Origin of the sequence: Haloarcula sp. K1, assembly GCF_001647155.1 — an archaeon.
Taxonomy (GTDB): Archaea; Halobacteriota; Halobacteria; order Halobacteriales; family Haloarculaceae; genus Haloarcula; species Haloarcula hispanica.
The window spans coordinates 59,718-75,547 of the sequence record NZ_LRHL01000034.1; the positions used below are offsets into that span (position 1 = coordinate 59,718).

Annotated in this window: 16 protein-coding genes and 1 pseudogene; 9 read left to right on the top strand and 8 right to left on the bottom strand. The window is 64.8% G+C overall.

Annotation, left to right across the window (positions count from 1 at the left end; all coding sequences use genetic code 11):
- Positions 1-6 precede the first annotated feature (6 nt).
- Positions 7-285, top strand: a complete 279-nt coding sequence (locus AV929_RS10895) for a ubiquitin-like small modifier protein 1 (protein WP_014039622.1) — start codon at positions 7-9, stop codon at positions 283-285.
- 101 nt (positions 286-386) lie between these two features.
- On the opposite strand, the gene AV929_RS10900 is transcribed toward AV929_RS10895, so the two are convergent.
- From AV929_RS10900 to gatD, 3 genes are all read right to left on the bottom strand, one after another.
- Complete coding sequence (locus tag AV929_RS10900) at positions 387-2,042, bottom strand: histidine kinase N-terminal 7TM domain-containing protein (protein WP_080510077.1); 1,656 nt, start codon at positions 2,040-2,042, stop codon at positions 387-389.
- 51 nt (positions 2,043-2,093) lie between these two features.
- A complete protein-coding gene (locus AV929_RS10905; RefSeq protein WP_014039624.1) occupies positions 2,094-2,984 on the bottom strand; it encodes a GNAT family N-acetyltransferase in 891 nt (296 codons plus the stop codon).
- Between the two features lie 96 nt (positions 2,985-3,080).
- The gene (gene gatD, locus AV929_RS10910; RefSeq protein ID WP_064288259.1) at positions 3,081-4,328 is read right to left on the bottom strand and encodes a Glu-tRNA(Gln) amidotransferase subunit GatD; all 1,248 of its coding nucleotides are present in this window, start codon (positions 4,326-4,328) and stop codon (positions 3,081-3,083) included.
- Between the two features lie 195 nt (positions 4,329-4,523).
- Between gatD and AV929_RS10915 the strand changes: the two genes are divergently transcribed.
- Positions 4,524-5,123, top strand: coding sequence for a hypothetical protein (locus tag AV929_RS10915; protein WP_050037601.1), 600 nt, complete (start codon positions 4,524-4,526; stop codon positions 5,121-5,123).
- A gap of 73 nt (positions 5,124-5,196) precedes the next feature.
- Complete coding sequence (locus AV929_RS10920; RefSeq protein WP_064288260.1) at positions 5,197-5,709, top strand: hypothetical protein; 513 nt, start codon at positions 5,197-5,199, stop codon at positions 5,707-5,709.
- A 38-nt stretch (positions 5,710-5,747) separates the two neighbouring features.
- On the opposite strand, the gene AV929_RS10925 is transcribed toward AV929_RS10920, so the two are convergent.
- The 3 genes from AV929_RS10925 to AV929_RS10935 form a co-directional block, all read right to left on the bottom strand.
- Complete coding sequence (locus AV929_RS10925) at positions 5,748-6,395, bottom strand: metalloregulator ArsR/SmtB family transcription factor (protein WP_014039629.1); 648 nt, start codon at positions 6,393-6,395, stop codon at positions 5,748-5,750.
- A gap of 69 nt (positions 6,396-6,464) precedes the next feature.
- On the bottom strand, positions 6,465-7,754 hold the full coding sequence (locus AV929_RS10930) for a hypothetical protein (protein ID WP_064288261.1): 1,290 nt from the start codon (positions 7,752-7,754) through the stop codon (positions 6,465-6,467).
- A gap of 96 nt (positions 7,755-7,850) precedes the next feature.
- Positions 7,851-8,495, bottom strand: coding sequence for a DUF1405 domain-containing protein (locus AV929_RS10935; RefSeq protein ID WP_064288262.1), 645 nt, complete (start codon positions 8,493-8,495; stop codon positions 7,851-7,853).
- A 149-nt stretch (positions 8,496-8,644) separates the two neighbouring features.
- On the opposite strand from AV929_RS10935, the gene AV929_RS10940 reads away from it, so the two are divergent.
- The 6 genes and pseudogenes from AV929_RS10940 (at position 8,645) to AV929_RS10960 (ending at position 13,242) form a co-directional block, all read left to right on the top strand.
- Complete coding sequence (locus tag AV929_RS10940; RefSeq protein WP_050037605.1) at positions 8,645-9,010, top strand: DUF5802 family protein; 366 nt, start codon at positions 8,645-8,647, stop codon at positions 9,008-9,010.
- A 140-nt stretch (positions 9,011-9,150) separates the two neighbouring features.
- Positions 9,151-9,288 carry a hypothetical protein gene (locus AV929_RS21900; protein WP_154020794.1) on the top strand — a complete coding sequence of 46 codons (138 nt, stop codon included), beginning with the start codon at positions 9,151-9,153 and terminating at the stop codon, positions 9,286-9,288.
- 203 nt (positions 9,289-9,491) lie between these two features.
- Positions 9,492-10,157: pseudogene (locus AV929_RS22960) on the top strand (helix-turn-helix domain-containing protein).
- A 71-nt stretch (positions 10,158-10,228) separates the two neighbouring features.
- Positions 10,229-11,122, top strand: coding sequence for a Vms1/Ankzf1 family peptidyl-tRNA hydrolase (locus AV929_RS10950; protein ID WP_064288263.1), 894 nt, complete (start codon positions 10,229-10,231; stop codon positions 11,120-11,122).
- Positions 11,123-11,197: 75 nt separating this feature from the next.
- The gene (locus tag AV929_RS10955) at positions 11,198-12,208 is read left to right on the top strand and encodes a DUF1611 domain-containing protein (protein ID WP_014039633.1); all 1,011 of its coding nucleotides are present in this window, start codon (positions 11,198-11,200) and stop codon (positions 12,206-12,208) included.
- Entirely contained in the window at positions 12,205-13,242 is a 1,038-nt protein-coding gene (locus AV929_RS10960; protein WP_064288264.1) for a dipeptide epimerase, read from the top strand. Before AV929_RS10955 ends, AV929_RS10960 begins: the two co-directional genes overlap by 4 nt.
- A 50-nt stretch (positions 13,243-13,292) precedes the next feature.
- Here AV929_RS10960 and AV929_RS10965 read toward each other — a convergent pair whose 3' ends face one another.
- Both AV929_RS10965 and AV929_RS10970 read right to left on the bottom strand, forming a co-directional pair.
- Positions 13,293-13,766: a peroxiredoxin gene (locus tag AV929_RS10965; protein WP_064288265.1), complete on the bottom strand. Its 474-nt coding sequence runs from the start codon at positions 13,764-13,766 to the stop codon at positions 13,293-13,295.
- A gap of 85 nt (positions 13,767-13,851) precedes the next feature.
- Positions 13,852-15,795, bottom strand: coding sequence for a hypothetical protein (locus AV929_RS10970; RefSeq protein ID WP_064288266.1), 1,944 nt, complete (start codon positions 15,793-15,795; stop codon positions 13,852-13,854).
- Positions 15,796-15,830 lie beyond the last annotated feature (35 nt).

Consider the following 15,830-nt stretch of genomic DNA (forward strand, 5'->3'; position numbering starts at 1 on the left):
ACGGCTATGGAGTGGAAACTGTTCGCACACCTCCGGGACGCGGCCGACGGCCAGTCGGTCAGCGTCGATATCGAGGGCGAGGCCACGGTCGAGACGGCGCTCGATGCGCTGCTCGCGTCGCGACCGGCGCTCGCCGAGGAGGTGCTCGACGAGAACGAGGAGTTGGCCGACCACGTCCGGGTGCTCGTCGACGGCGAGGACCCGTTCGCCGCCGGTGAGGGGCTGGCGACGGCAGTCGACGAGGAGACGGAACTGGCGTTGTTCCCGCCGGTCAGCGGCGGTTGATACGGCTCGTCGGAGCGGTTTTCGGGTATGTGTCGACTTTGGAGCCGGCACTCTCCCGAAACAATCTTCGACAATCCGTATAGCACGACCTGTCGTCTGTGTCAGCTTTCCAGCGCGCCCGCCACCGTCACGTTCGCGATGACGATTCGCACGCCGTCCTGATACTCAGTATCGAGCGTCACGTCCCAGCCGTGGGTCCGGGCGAGCATCCGCAGGTTCGGGAGCGTCATCCCGGCTTCGGCGTCCGGCATCGCACCGCCGTACTCGAAAAAGGCCTCCGCCGCTGTTTCGCCCGCCGGGGTTCCGTCGTCGGTGATGACGATCTCGTCGGCCTCTCGCTCGACGGTGACCGTCGACGCGTCGTTGTGGGCCGCGAACGTGAACCCACTCTCGAAGAGGTCCCGCAATCGAGTCGGGTCGGCGATTATCTGTCCCTCCACGTCGGCCGCCATCATGAGGCCGTTCGTGTCGGCACGGTCCCAGGCTCCGTCGATGACCGGCTGGAGGTCGACAGCTGTCGTTTCGTCGATTGTCTGCCCGTGTCGGGCCAGCGTCGCGAGTCCGTCCACGATTTCGGACATCCGCTCGGCTGTCTCGGACGTCGACTGGAGGGATTCTTTCGCCAGACCGACCTTGCCGCGGTCTAGAGCGTCTCCGGCGACGGAGACGCGGCCGGTGATTATCTGGAGCGTGTTCAGAAGCTCGTGTCTGATCGCGGTTGCGAACCCCTCCAACTGCTCGTTCTGTCGGTCGAGTTCGCGGCGACGTCGCTCGCTTTCGGTCACGTCGGTGAACACGAGCATCCGACCGATGTCGACCTGCCCCAGCGAAAACGAGGTGTCGCTGACGAGGTAGTACTCCGTCCCGCCGTTCCGGTTCCGTTCGAGAATCTGCTCGTCCGTTTGCAGTATCTCAGTGACGGCCGGCAACACTGTGTCGAGCTGCTGCCCGCGGCTCCCGGCCAGCGCCGGGAAGAGCCGCTGTGCCTCGCCGTTAGACTCCTTGATGTAGCGGTCATCGTCGAGATATACGACAGCATCGTCGACGCCATCGGTCAGTTGCACGGCGAGAAACGCCTCGTCGTACACGTAGAGGACACCGAACGCGAACAGTGCGACGCCGAGCGGCTCGTGATTGATGTCGAGCAGGATGTCGGTGACGAACCCGACGATGTCGAACACTACCGGAATCGCCGTGACACCGACGAGAACGCCCAGCGGACGGGTGTCGTAGTCCGCTTCGAGGAACAGTTCGAACAGCATGAAGAAGCCGACGGTGACGAGCGCGTAGGAGAGTCCCGTCACCACCCAGTGAAACACGCCGTGTGTGATTGCCAGATGCGGGAACGGCTCAGAGACGAACTGCGTGGCGAAATAGAGCCCGTGAAGCGGATTGGTCAGCTTCACCGTGACGATACCGAGGTACACGCTCACGGCGACCACACGGTATAGTCGGTTCCGGTGGAACGCCCGCCCGGTGTACGCCGAACAGAAGTACAACCACGCACCGACCGTCGCGAGACCGACGATGAGGCTGCCGAGGTAGAACGCGTATCCAAGCGTCCCGGGCGTGATCAGGAACCCGAGTTGCAGCGCCGCCCAGCCGCCGCTACAGAGAAGGAGTCCGACCATCCCGCGGCGGGTATCGGGATCTTCCATGCGAGTCGCTCTGTAGAGCCCGACGCCGCAGCCGACCGCCGCGAGGCCGTACGCCGCGACGTATACGAGAAATGCCGGCGAACTCCCAACAAGATCCATCTATCGGTGACTGGGCGTGTATCTGAATGAGTGTTGCGTCCGCGTTATCGGTTATGATAACTCTCCGAGGCCGTCTATCTCGAACACGAAGTCCGGGCGGCCGTCGATGTTCCCGCTGGCGTACGCGGCCTGGGCCACATGGCGCGGTGTCTCGGGGATGAGGACCCGCGTCCCGTCAACGCCGAGCGTAGCTGCGTCGGCGGCTATCGCAGTGAACAACGCCCGCGCAGCGTCGACGTCGCTCCACACCCCGACAGCGTACTCCGCGAGCCGTTCGCCGTCAGCTTCGGTCGTCCGGACGCGACACGCCAGGCCTCGTGGCTTATCCCCGACGGTCAGGACCGCCTGATCAGTCGCCAGCCGGTCGAGCGTGTCCCGCGTCAGCGTCGAGAGCGCCCAGCTCTCCCCGCTGTCGAGCGCGAGCCCGGACAGGACGTCTCGTCCGTCGCTCTCCTGCCAGTAGCGCCACGCTGTCGCGGGGTCGTTTCCGACAGTCATCCCGGGCGTCTCGTCCCGTGGCTCGGGGTGTACCCAGCGGAACGACGTGACCGCCTCGAAGCCAGCAGCCAGCGACTGCCCGAGTCCGGCCTCGTTCCAGGAAAACACCATGCTTCGGCCGACTGACGCGCCGGCATCGGCCGCCCATTCTATGAGGTGGTCGGTCAGCAGCGACCCCAATCCCTGCCCTCTGTAGTCCGAGTCTATACGCATGCCCTGAAACCACGCCTCGGTCTCAGTGAGCATGACGGCCTGCGCGAGGCCGACGGCGTGACCGTCAACATCGACGACGAGGGTTTTCCGGTCCGCGCCGTCGTCGTCGACCCAGTCGCGGAACACGTCGGGGATGTAATCGGCCATCGCGCGGTCGGCCCAGACATCGCTTGTCAGTTCGACAATATCGTCGTAGTCGTCGTGACGAGCCGTCCGAACAGTCGGCGACATACGGGCAGACTCTCCCGCGACGGTGAAAAAAGGGTCGCGTCGATTCGCCAGCCGGGAACGGCCCGTCCCGCCGAGGCTACCACACCGTGTTCGGTGCTACAGCCACGGCGTCGAGCGCTGCTGAATCTCGCCGGCAAGGGGTTCCTGCATGGCGTCGGCAACGTCGTCGCTGTTTGCCAGCGCCCACATGAGCTTGACCTTCGCTGTGCCGGGGAGCATGTCCTCGCCCTCGATGACGCCGGCGTCGAGCAAGTCCCGGCCGGTGTCGTAGACGCGGTCACAGACCCGCCCTTCGAGGCACTGGCTGGTCATGACAAGCGGGATGTCGAGCTCCTCGATGGTCCCGATCCAGTCGGTGTTGACGTGGCCGAGCCCGGTTCCCTCGATGACGACGCCCTCGCTGTCCTCGGCGGCGGCTTCTAGCAGCGACGGGTCCATTCCGGGGGAGAACTTCAGGAGTTCCACGTCTGTCTCGATGTCGTCGTGCAGCGCCAGGTCGACGGCGTCCCGTTCGGCGTATTCGCGGTGGAACGTAACTGTGCTCTCACCGTCGATGTCGTAATCGACCTCGCCGAGCGGCTTCGCGCCGACCGTCTCGAAGGCGTCCCGGCGCGAGGTGTGGTTCTTCCGGACGCGAGTGCCGCGATGGAGCGCACAGCGGTCGTCGGACTCGTCGGCGTGCATGCAGACCAGCACTTCTGCGCAGTCGCTCGTGGCGGCCTCGACGGCGGAGACGGCGTTCATCACGTTGTCCGAGGACGGTCGGTCCGCCGAGCGCTGGCTGCCCGTAAAGACTATCGGGACCGGCGTGTCGAGCATGAACGACAGCGCCGACGCGGAGTACTGCATCGTGTCGGTGCCGTGCATGACGACGATACCGTCCGCGCCGGCCTCGATCTCCTCGTGGACCGCCTGCGCGAGGTCCTGCCAGACCGCCGGGGTCATGTTCTCCGAGAGGATGTTGGCGACGACGCGGCCGCGATAGTTCGCCATCCCTGCCAGGTCCGGGACCGCCCGCAGCACGTCCTCGGCGTCGAACTGGGCCGTCACCGCGCCGGTGCGGTAGTCGACCGTCGAGGCAATCGTGCCGCCGGTGGAAATCAGCGAGACCGTCGGGAGATCGTCGTCGAACTCGATTGCCGACTGGCTCTGTTCGTCCTGTGCGCTTTCGACGTCGTACACGTCCGATTCCAGCACGTCGACGGACGCGTCCTCGCGGTCGATGCCGACGTTGTACCCGCCGTCGAGTTTGACGACGAGGTGGTCGGGCGTACTCGACGGGAGCACCACGCCCTCGTAGGTCTGGGCCGCGCGCTCGACGCGGACCCGGTCGCCTGCGTTCATGCGCGGCACTTTCCGCCGGTGGGACTTGAACCCACTCGTTTCGGCGAGCGCTCTCGGCCACGCGCCGGACCTGGCGACCGGCCGGCGGTTGGGGCGCTCGCCGCGGCTCTGGTCCGGGATATCTACGTCCGTTACTGCGAGTTACAAACGCTATCAGACCACAATGTTATCCCACTAGACATTCTCCTAACAAGTATGGCAGACAACAAGAACGGCCGTGAAGCCCAGGCCCAAAACGAGGAGCGCCGCCAGCGGGAGCGCGCTATCACTGAGGAACTTGAGCGGGCGGACGAACCCGAGCCGCCGGTCGATCCGACGGAACTCGCGTACTTCGAGACAGAACTCGAATCGCTCGAATTCCCGGCGACAGCGGCTGACGTGGTCGCTACGGTCGGCGATCACGAAATCGAGTCGGCCGACGGGACGTACACTGTCGCGGACCTCTTGCCCGATGCGGAGGTCGAGTCCTTCGAATCGCCGGCCGAGGTCCGGACGCGGGTCCAGCGGCCGACGGTAGCCGGGGCGATGAAACGCGTCGTCGAGGCCGCCGACGAACACCAGAGCGCGTCCTTTGGCGCCTCACAGCGCGACGGCTACGAGCGGACGTTCCGGGAGCTGCGGGCTATCGACGCGGATGACGACGACGAGGGTATCCGGGCCATCGCCGACTGGATTATCGAGCGCATCCACGAGAAAGAGACGCTTCCCGGGTCCCGCGACGTCCGCCGACAGGCGGCGAAGTTCTGCCGGTCGAACGGCTACTCGGTTCGCAACGACGAGTGGCTCGGTATCTGAGCGACACACCACCGTATCCCTGACTGCCGGCGGCCCCCACAAGGACCATACTGCTCGCGGTCACACACTCTATATGGCCGAACGAACCGAGGAGCGGACCCGCGACGCGGACGCAAAATCGGGCAGTGACCTCGGCGTCGATGTCGGCGTGACGGAGTCAGCGGAGACGGACGTCGCTGTCGGGGAATCGCGCGATGCGGAGTCTTCTGTCAGCGACTCCACCACCAAAGACAGTGGGAGCTACTTTTCGCTCCGAGCGCTGTTGTTCGCCTTCGGTGCGGTCGGCGGTGGGATGGTGCTCGGCGGGCTGATACCGCTCGTCCCGTTCACCGAACTGGTCGGCATCCTGCTTGGCGGATTCGTCTACGGACTGCTCGCCAGCGAGCGCCGATACGCCGAACTGGGTCTGGCGGGCGCTGTCAGCGGCGGCGCAACGGCTGTTCTGTCCCTCCTCCCACAGCTCGCCGCGGGACTGAACGGCACCAGACTGTTCGCTATCGCTGGCGGGGTCGGCCTCGTGCTCGCGCTTGTCGGGCACTACTTCGGCCGCGACCTGCGGAGCGGGCTGACGAAAGACATAGAGTGAGCTAGCTGCCACCGCTCCAACAGCAGTCACTTGTCGTGTTAGACGATTTCCCAGCCGTCGTCGGTCCGTTCGACCACGTCGTCCTCTGCAAGCCGAGTGAGCGCTTCCTCGACGATTTCCGGCGGGGCCTCGATCTCTCGGGCCAGCGCCGGAACGGTATCGATACCGTTTGCGAGCCCGCTGACCAGTTCTGCGTACAGTCGTCCGTCGCCGTTCGCGAAGCCGGAGTCGATGCGGTCCCGTACGTCGGTCATGCGGGCCTGCACCCATCGCTGGGCCAGCGACAGTTCGTTCTCTAGCTGCTGGAGATGCTCCAGTTCCCGCGCCAAGTCGTGAAAATCCCCGTCGGACGTGGACCCCACGTCTATCGAGAGATGGCGACAGGAGGGCATCTCGAACTCGGGGTTTGCCGGGTAGGCGCTCTTGGTACCGAACTCGTAGGGAGAGACTCGGACTTCCAGGCGGAGATTCCGGGCGATAGAGAAGTACTTCCGGCGCTGGTCGTCCGTCCGGGAATCGACGAGCCCGGCGTCTTCGAGCTTCTGGAGGTGGTCGATGACCGCTTTCGGGCTGACGCCGATGTATTCGCTGATTTCGGTGACGTAGCAGGGCTTGTGTGCGAGGAGTTTGAGAATCCGCCGGCGGTTGGCGTTTCCAAGGAGATTGAGTAACTCGGCGGAGTCCATCGATACGTAGGTAGCGGGTCACGGTTCAAAAGCATGACTCTCGTCGGGCGGTTTACTGGTGTCTCCCGGCTACGTTAGCAGGTCAATCCACGACATGCTCTGTGAGCCGCTGTTCCCGTTCCCCTGGCCGCTTCCGCCATTACCGCCCTGTCCGCCACTGTTCCCTTGCCCGTTATCGTTTCCGCCGTTATTCGCGTCGCCGTTGTTACCGCCGGACGCGCCGCCAGAATCATCAGCACCGTTACTATCAGAGGTGTCCTCAGCACCGTCACTGCCAGAACTCCCGTCAGAGTCATCGGAACTGTCGTCAGCACCGTCACTGCCAGAACTCCCGTCAGAGTCATCGGAACTGTCGTCAGCACCGTCACTGCCAGAACTTCCGTCAGAGCCATCGGAACTGTCGTCAGCACTGTCGTCCGAGTCCGATGTACCGGCTGAATCATCCTCCCCACCACTGTCGGCTTCATCTGAACCGCTGTCGTCTCCTGCGGTATTGTCGCCGCTGTCATTGCCGTCCCCATTCCCGTTGCCTCTGTCGTTGCCCTGTTCAGCCCCGTTTCCCTGTGTGGACTCCCCGGTTTCGTTTCCGCTGTCGTCAGGCCCGTCGTCCGGTGGCCCCTGGTCGCTCTCGTTTCGTTGTTGTCCGGGGGCGTCAGCAGGCGGTCCCTGTTCACTCTGGTTTGCACCCCGTTCGGACGTGTTGGCTGGTGGTCCCTGTTCGCTCTGGTTGGTCCCAACATCGTCCGGCGGTCCCTGCTCACTTCGATTGACTCCGGCGTCGTCCGGTGGTCCCTGCTCACCTGGGCCGGCGGTCTCTGGTGGTCCGGCGATGCCGCGAGCAATCGACGAGACCTGCTGGCCGGAGAGCTTGCTTGCGTTCTGTTTCAGTCGCTCCAGTGCGGTGTCGTTCACACCGGTCTGTTCGGCGGCCGTGTCGGTGTCGTTAATCGCGGTCTGTAGGCCCGCGATCTCCGCCGTGAGGCGGCTCTGCTGAGCTATGTACGCCTGCTCACTGATGTTTCCGTTCTCGTATCGCTGTTCAAGCGTGGCGTTGCGCTCCTGAAGCCGTTCGAGCCGGCGTTCGAGCGAGCCAGCTCGCTCCGTGACCAGTTCGGCTCGTTCAGTTCCGTTCGATTGGTTGTATGCCGACCGCCACATCCCGTTCTCGACCGTGTCGTTCGCGGCGGCAGAGTTCGACTGGAGGAACGCCGTGAGTTGCGTCCCCATCCCGCTAGTAGAGTCGTTCTGCGTGGCCACTGTCTCCGTCGCGGTCTCCTGCGCTGTCACGGCCGGGAGGCCGACAGCGACAGTCCCGAGGATGACCAGCACGGTGAGGAGCGTGGCCTGACGTGGACTCATTCCTATCCATACCTCTACCCTCCCACATCAAAAAGAAACGCCTTCGTTCGTGTCGTTCACAGACACTTGAAACAATCGTAGATAGTCCAAGAGCGTTTAAGCTGTCTTCTGCACCGGTTCGACCATCGGCAGTAGCCGCCAGGCGATCGCTACCGACAGCACCGAGAGCCCGACGGTGGCGAGCGGTAACACGAGGCCTGGGTCGTACCGCAACGGCGGATGATAGCCGAAGCCGTAATCGAGTATGTCGTTACCGAGTGCCAGCACCAGCGCAGTCACGAGCGCACCTTTCGTCGTGCGGGCGTAGTGCGGGACCAGCAGTCCCTCGGCAACGAAGCCGAGGTGGGTAACGATGATGCCGAAATACGCCCACGGAGCCGGGAAGTAGGCGTCGAAGCCGATGTTTAACGCCACGACGGTCCACAGCCCCATCTTGATCAGCCAGACCAGCGCAACGGTGTGGAGGTACGCGAGCGGCACCGTCAGCGGAACCTCGTCGAGTGACTTACCGAGGAACGGCAGAAGGGTAGCTACCGATAACGTCATCAAGAATAGCGCAGCCGGTGAATCGGCATAAAGTGGCCAGAGAAACGTCGACACGTCGGGCATCGTTTCGACGTAGAACCGGACGCCGACGAGCATCGCGACGGCGTTGACGACCAGCAGCCACACGAGACTCGGCGTCTGTTCCAGATAGTACCGCGCATATCGACGTGGCAACGGCCCCCGCTGCTCGCTCATAGGTCGACTCGGGGCCGGCCGTGGCATAGCCCTGTCGGACAGGAGCCGACACCGCGTCGTCCACCCACTGAGTCCGCGCTGTTTGCACGACGGCAAAAGGTTGCCGGCGAACACTTATGTATGTCAATGACACACATCCAGATGCACCGATGTTCGAACAGTTTTCGCGCGGATACTACCTCGGCCGTCTCTACGTCGAACCGAGAGACGACGCGGCGGCCGCGATGTGTCGCGAGCAGCACGAACGAGTGAACGAACAGTTGTACGCCTCCGGCGAGGGGGTCGAGCGCACAGACTATCCGCTGGTAATGAAACTCGGCTCCCAGCACTTCGCCGTCCACGGGGACGAACAGGTCCCGGCGGACACACTCGTCGTTCCCGAAATGATGTTAGAAGACGCCAACGTTCGGAACCCACCCAGCCTCGAAGAAGTGTTCCTGGCGAAAGCGGACCACGCCGCACAACTGCTCTCTATCTCGGAGGGGACGCCGACACTTCCCGATACCGCAGTCTGATGGCGTAGCATCTCCGCTCTGGTGGCAGTCTCCGCTTTCACTGAGCGGGCAGAAATTGGGGGACTTCTCGCGGGCCGGTATAAGTAGGTTATACGCTTAAGCTACAGAGCAATGCGGTCAGGTGGCTACTATCTACCTGTATGTCACAGCGGAACTATGCAGACGATCAGGACAGAGCTACGGAATCCAAATTCTACCTCCCCGCAGGGACCACCCCGTCGTCCGAAGCCGGCTGGTTCGAGCGTCTCTGGGCCGTGCTGTTCAATCATCGCGTCTGAACCATCGATGTGCGGGACTGTGCTGAACAGTGGGGTGATTTCTGATCGGGTCTCCCAGGCTGACCGGCTCGTATCGACGTGCAAACCCTGACCGCAGTCCCGTGCGCAGAAACCACGACCAACCGACCCAGTTAAGCTACCGCACGGCTACCGTTATAACGCCTACTTGTCCGCGTTAGCGCACCAAACCACGATACAGAACAATGACCGATATCACGGCGGTCGTCCGAGCCGAGCACCCGGACATCGTGCTCACGGAGACCGTTACCCACGACCGCAGTTCGAAAGTCAGGTCGGTGTCAGAGGCGGGAACAGACCCGACCTCGGGGAAATTCTTCTATCACATCGAATCGTCCGATTTCCAGCAGTTCGAAGACGGATTACGGAACGACAGTACCATCGGCGAATTCGAGCGAGTCATCGAAACCCGAGACGACGAGGCCATCTACAGCTTCGAGTACACGGACGAAGCGAAAATCCTCTCACCTGTAATTTCCTCCGCGAACGGTGTCATACTCGACATGGAGAACGACGGGAGTGCCTGGATTCTCACAGTGTGAATGCCCGACCGAACGGATCTAGTTCACCTCTGGGACTACGCACAACAGAACGGGATTGATATCGATTTACTGCGCGTGAACGAATACGCCAGTTTGGGGAACACCGACGCCGGGTTGACCGATAGCCAGCGAGAGGCGCTCCTCGTCGCATTCGAAACAGGGTATTTCGAAGAACCGCGGAACGCGACCCTCAGCGATGTCGCCGCGGATCTCGATATCTCTCAGCCGGCTGCCAGTGGGCTCCTCCGACGCGGCATCAAGCGACTCATCATATCGTCACTGCGTGATGACAGCGAAACGCCAGATTGACTGACGGCTCCTCGGTGCAGTGGCGGTCCGGGAAGTCACTTTTAAGCCCGTCCCCGTCCGCCATCCAGTCGATGCTTGACCGGTTGCTGGGCAGAGCGTCGCTGAAAGAGCGGGTGGCCGAACTCGAAGAGGAGAACCATCACCTCGAACGACAGCTCGACGCCGAGAAGGAACGCCGCGCCGACGCAGCGACCGAGCGCCAGCGGGCCGAGGCCGAGGTCAACCGGCTGGAGGACCGCGTCGCCGAACTCCAAGACCGCGTCGAGCGGTTGCAGGACGAAGAAGGCGAATCGACGTTCCGGGCCGAGGAGACGCTCAGCAGGTCGCGGCTGAGTGAGGTCCTCGACCGGCTGGAGTCCTTCGAGACGGAGCCGGAAGGCGTCTTTACTGCCTACGTCGACGGGGAGCACTCCCTGCCAGGCCCGGTCCGGGATGCCTTCGGCGACCGCGCGTCGCTGGTCGCCAGCGCCGCGCCGTGCCTGGCTGTTACGGATGACGCAGGCCTTCTGTCGGCGTGTCTGTCCGTCCCCGCGCCGCCGTCGCCGTTCACCGAGTGGGCCGACGCCGTTCGACTGGAGCGGTCGTGGTTCGAGCCCACCGGCAAGCACGTCGTCGCGCTAGTCCGTTCCGACCTGTTCGCCCTGGGCGAGTACGACGGCCGGGAGCAGACTGCCTTCCACGGCTTCGACTCGGAGCTGAAAAGCCAGCACTCGAAGGGCGGCTTCTCACAGAGCCGGTTCGAGCGGCTCCGGGACCAGCAGATCGACTCCCACCTCGACCGCTGCCGAGCAGCTATCGAGGAGGTGTCTCCCGACCGGCTGTACGTCGTCGGCGAGGGGTCAGTCATCCACGAGTTCGAGGACCTCGCGACGGCGACGAAGCCGGTCGACGCGACCGGGGAGCCGGACGACGCACTCGACGACGCCGTCCGGTCGCTGTGGACTGTTCGGTTGCGCGTGCCGTAGTTCGGGACCCGGTCATCCCAGCTCCGTCGGTGCCGGTTCCGTAGCTTTTTCGCGGGGCGGCGACTCTGTCCGGCTATGGCCGTAGCCATTTTAACACACGACGCCTTTCCCGACCGAGCCAAGACGGCTGTCGGGCTGTTGCGGTACGGCGACCGGGAAGTACGAGCACTCGTCGACCGCGAGCGGGCCGGCCAACGCGTCCACGACTCGCTGCCGGACGTACAGGACGCCCCAATCGTCGCGTCGATGGCCGACGCACCCGACGTCGACGCGCTCGTCATCGGCATCTCGCCCATCGGCGGCGAGTTCGACGAGTCCTGGCGCGCTGACGTGCGAACGGCGCTCGAACGCGGCTGTGACGTGTACTCGGGACTGCACTACTTCCTGGCCGACGACGAGGAGTTCGCCCGCCTCGCCGCGGAACACGACGCCGAACTGCACGACCTCCGAAAGCCACCTGAGGACCTGACTGTGGCGGCGGGGACCGCCGGCGACGTGGACGCGACGGTCGTGACGACCGTCGGCACCGACTGCTCGACGGGGAAGATGACTGCCTCGTTCGAGATTCGCGACGCGGCACGGGAGCGCGGCCTCGACGCCGCCGTCGTCCCGACCGGTCAGACCGGCATCGCCATCTCCGGCCGGGGCATCGTCGTCGACCGCGTCATCGCCGACTACGCCGCCGGCGCTGTCGAGCGACTGGTCGAAGCGGCACAGGCGGCGGACCTCCTCGTGGTCGAGGGTCAGGGCGCGCTTGCCCACCCGGCCTATTCGGGCGTGACGACGAGCATCCTCCACGGGTCGGCTCCCGACGCGCTCGTCATGTGCCACGAGGCCGGCCGCGAGGCGATTCACGGCTACGAGTCCTTCGACATTCCACCGCTCCCCGAGTACGTCGACATCTACGAGCGGCTGGCCGCGCCTATCTCGGACGCGTCAGTCGTCGCGGGGATGCTGAACACGCGCCATCTCGACGACAGCGAGGCCGCGGATGCTGTCGCGGGGTACAGCGAATCCCTCGGCGCACCGGCGACGGACCCCGTCCGCCACGGCGTCCCCGACGAGGTGCTGGACGCCATCCTATGAACTGGACTGTCGACCGCCACGACCTGCCGCTGTCGAACCCGTTCGGCATCTCGCGGGAGACCAGCGAGACCAGCGAGACCGTCGTGGTCGAACTCACCCACGAGGGAACCACCGGCATCGGGGCTGTCACGCCGTCGGCGTACTACGACGAGAGCGCGCAGTCAGTGGCCGAAACGCTGCCCTCGCTCTGTGAGACCGTCGCCCGCATCGGCGACCCGCACGCCCAGCAGCATATTGAACGAGAACTCGGCGAGCAAGCGCCGAATCAGCCTGCTGCCCGGATGGCACTCTCCATCGCCGTCCACGACCTCGCCGCTCGAAGCCTGGACCTGCCGCTGTACCGCCAGTGGGGACTCGACCCTGACGCTGTCCCGCCGACGACCTATACGGTCGGCATCGACTCGCCCGAGCGGATGGCCGAGAAGGCCAGGAAAGCGGCGGGCAACGGCTTCGGCCACCTGAAGGTCAAACTCGGAACCGACGACGACCGGGCGCGACTGGACGCGGTCCGGGACGCGGCCCCCGACGCCGAGGTACGCGTCGACGCCAACGCCGCCTGGACCGCCGGGGAGGCTATCGATAAGACTGCGTGGCTCGCCGACGCCGGCGTCACGATGCTGGAACAGCCGGTCGAAGCCGACGACATCGACGGCCTCCGCCGTGTGACTGACGCGACCGATATCCCCGTCGCTGCCGATGAGTCCTGCGTCACCGCGTCGGACGTGCCACGGGTCGCCGACGCCTGCGACATCGTCAACGCCAAACTGGTCAAATGCGGCGGGCTCCGGCCCGCAACCCGACTGCTCAACGCCGCCGACGCGCACGGTCTCGACTCGATGCTCGGCTGCATGGTCGAGTCAAACGCCAGCATTGCCGCGGCGGTCCACCTCGCGCCGCTTGTCGACTACGTCGACCTCGACGGAGCGCTCCTGTTGGCATCGGACCCCTACGCCGGCGTGCCGCTTGACGGTGCCGTGTTCGACCTCGCTGCGGTGTCGGCCGGCACCGGCGTTCGGCGGACGCGAGACGCGTAGCTGTGAGACAGTACCGATAAAAATTCCGTTCGGAGTATTATGTGGCCCGTTTACGCCGACTCGACGGCGTCCAGCAGTTCGTCGTAGTCCGGCTCGTTGGTCGGGTCGTCGGCGACCCAGCTATAGGAGACTTCGCCGTCGTCGTCAACGACGAACACGGCGCGGTTCGCGACGCCGAGCAGCCCGAGGTCTTCGATGTCGATTTCGAGGTCGTAGTCCTGAATCGCCGACCGGCCCATGTCGCTGACCAGGTTGAACTCCAGACCGTGCTCATCGCGGAAGGAGTTCAGCGAGAACGCCGAGTCGGCGCTGAGGCCGAGCACCGTCGCGCCGGCGTCGTGGAAGTCCCCGAGGTGCTCCTGCAGGGCCACCATCTCGTTGGAGCACGGCGGCGTGAACGCGCCCGGGAAGAAGGCGAGCACGACCGGCCCGTCGCCCAGGTGGTCGCTCAGTTCGAAGTCCGCTACCTCACCGTTCGCGATTGTCGCCGAGATGTCCGGCGCTGTGTCGCCTGTGGATACCATCACCCGAATATAACGGCGTCATCCGAATAAATACCCGCCATCCGGCAGGGCGACCCCGACTTCTTGCCGCCATGAGACTGGTCGCTTACAGCCACTCCGCAAAGGAGTGGTGCTCGCGGCTCGCCCCGATGTAGTCCCGCTGCATCGACTGGATGGCCGTCGAGAGGTCGTCGCCGGAATCGAGGGACTGTCGAACCCGGTCGATCTTCCAGTCGCTCGGGGTCATGCCGGCCTCGTAGCGGGCTTCAATCGGGTCGAGATACTCGTCGATGCGAGCCTCGGGCACGCCCTGCTCGGCCAGCCCCAGACGGGCGTACTCGAAGATTTCGTCGTAGATCTCGTCGTGGTCGGCTGTTCGCTCGCCCTCGGCTGTCACCCACGAGAGGTCGGCCTCAGAGCCGTCCTGCGCGGCGCTGTAGAAGCTCCGCCTGGCCTCCTGCCAGGGCAGTTCCGCGGCGGGATGGTCGGCGACGACCAGCCCGCGGATGAGACCGACCGTCAGCGCCTGCAGTCCGATCATGTCTTTGGCGTGGGGCTGGGTCGGCAGCGGGCGGTACTCGATGCGGAGCGACTTTTCGGTGCTTGCCCCGTCGACGGCCGCGCCGCCGACGACACAGCGGAGCCAGCGCCAGTAGGTCCCGCGCTTGTGGTCGAACTCCCAGAACTCGTCTTCGAACGCCGTTCGCTCGTCGTCGTGCAGGAACTCCCGCAGGAACGGCGCGAACAGGTCGTCGTCAACGACGCGACCGACGACATCCGTCGTGTCGTCGAGGTCCTGCGGGACCCGGACTTTCGGGTTCTCGCTGGTGTTGACCGACTGCTCGAAGGCCGCGATGCGGAGTTCGTGATGGGTGTTGTCACAGAGCCACTCGCCGTCGGTGTCGTCGTACATGTCCGCGGGGAGGAACGGCGAGTTCACCGAGAGCGCGAGCAGCGGCCCGAGCGTCCGTATCGTGGCGTTGTAGTACTCGGGGAACGCCTCGGCATCCGGAACCTGAAGGTGTGGCTGGATCGAGGTGGCCAGCGACTCGAACAGAATCGTCGGGAACGACCCGCTGTGCCCCGGAACGTCGAAGTCGATGCTGCCGCCGGCGTGGTCCAGCGCCTCGTTGTCCAGCGCCACGTATCTGGGGGCCTGCCGCATGTTGTCCGCGAGGACGACGCCGTCGTTCGTCTCGTGCGCCGAGAGGTACTGCTCGCTGCCCTCCTCGGGCGGGATGGTCCACATCGCGTCGAGGACGAGTTCGCAGTTGTGCTTGCTCGCCTGCTGGCGGGCCTGTTTCGTCTGCATCTCCACCGCCGTCGTCTGGACCTCCATCCCGGTCTGGTCGAAGCTGTTCGGTTCGGTGTTGACCTCGGCGTTGTGCAGGCCCAGTTCCTTGTTGGCCTCGCCCTCGAACACCACGTCGGGCAGGCGGGTCAGCCGCCCCTTCCAGTCTTCGGGGTCCATGTACGGCTCGTCACTTTCTTCCTCGACTGACGACTCGACGGCCGGTTCGGCCTCCTCCTCTGGCGTCTCCGGTTCGTCCTCGGCCAGCGGGCTGTCCGGGTCGATGTCGAGTGACGGTCCTTCCCCGGGACCGAACGAATCCTCGGACTCGGCAGCGGTTTCGCCGGCGTTCTGGTCCAATGACTCACCGCCGGCGGATTCTAGCGGGTCGCTCTCGTCTGGCTCCAGCGACGGGCCGTCACCGTTTGGTTCCAGCGATGCGCCACCGCCGCCTTCTGGCTCCGCCGGCGCGTCGAGTGAGCCGCTCCAGGCCGCCCCGCCCGATCCGCTCAGGTCGTCGTCGAGGTCTTCTTCGGCGACTCCCTCGTCGTCTGCTTCCTCGTCTGGCTCGGGTGGGTCCGGCTCCGCGTTGATGGCGTACAGTTCGATCTCCAGGCCGACGGAGAACGCTTCGTTGTCGAACTCCCCGGCCTCGATGGCTCTCCGGAGCTGCATCGCCTGTTCGTCGACCCGCTCGGTGAACTCGGCGGCAGTGTCGTCGGCGAGCGACCGGGTCACCAGGTCGACGATATCGTCCATGCTCGGTACTGTGTGGGCTCTTCCACTATAAGTGA

Bases quoted from the DNA above. Each gene is read 5' to 3' on its own strand.
- AV929_RS10895 (WP_014039622.1), top strand. From the start codon at position 7: ATGGAGTGGAAACTGTTCGCACACCTCCGGGACGCGGCCGACGGCCAG.
- AV929_RS10900 (WP_080510077.1), bottom strand. From the start codon at position 2,042: ATGGATCTTGTTGGGAGTTCGCCGGCATTTCTCGTATACGTCGCGGCG.
- AV929_RS10905 (WP_014039624.1), bottom strand. From the start codon at position 2,984: ATGTCGCCGACTGTTCGGACGGCTCGTCACGACGACTACGACGATATT.
- gatD (WP_064288259.1), bottom strand. From the start codon at position 4,328: ATGAACGCAGGCGACCGGGTCCGCGTCGAGCGCGCGGCCCAGACCTAC.
- AV929_RS10915 (WP_050037601.1), top strand. From the start codon at position 4,524: ATGGCAGACAACAAGAACGGCCGTGAAGCCCAGGCCCAAAACGAGGAG.
- AV929_RS10920 (WP_064288260.1), top strand. From the start codon at position 5,197: ATGGCCGAACGAACCGAGGAGCGGACCCGCGACGCGGACGCAAAATCG.
- AV929_RS10925 (WP_014039629.1), bottom strand. From the start codon at position 6,395: ATGGACTCCGCCGAGTTACTCAATCTCCTTGGAAACGCCAACCGCCGG.
- AV929_RS10930 (WP_064288261.1), bottom strand. From the start codon at position 7,754: ATGAGTCCACGTCAGGCCACGCTCCTCACCGTGCTGGTCATCCTCGGG.
- AV929_RS10935 (WP_064288262.1), bottom strand. From the start codon at position 8,495: ATGAGCGAGCAGCGGGGGCCGTTGCCACGTCGATATGCGCGGTACTAT.
- AV929_RS10940 (WP_050037605.1), top strand. From the start codon at position 8,645: ATGTTCGAACAGTTTTCGCGCGGATACTACCTCGGCCGTCTCTACGTC.
- AV929_RS21900 (WP_154020794.1), top strand. From the start codon at position 9,151: ATGTCACAGCGGAACTATGCAGACGATCAGGACAGAGCTACGGAATCC.
- AV929_RS10950 (WP_064288263.1), top strand. From the start codon at position 10,229: ATGCTTGACCGGTTGCTGGGCAGAGCGTCGCTGAAAGAGCGGGTGGCC.
- AV929_RS10955 (WP_014039633.1), top strand. From the start codon at position 11,198: ATGGCCGTAGCCATTTTAACACACGACGCCTTTCCCGACCGAGCCAAG.
- AV929_RS10960 (WP_064288264.1), top strand. From the start codon at position 12,205: ATGAACTGGACTGTCGACCGCCACGACCTGCCGCTGTCGAACCCGTTC.
- AV929_RS10965 (WP_064288265.1), bottom strand. From the start codon at position 13,766: ATGGTATCCACAGGCGACACAGCGCCGGACATCTCGGCGACAATCGCG.
- AV929_RS10970 (WP_064288266.1), bottom strand. From the start codon at position 15,795: ATGGACGATATCGTCGACCTGGTGACCCGGTCGCTCGCCGACGACACT.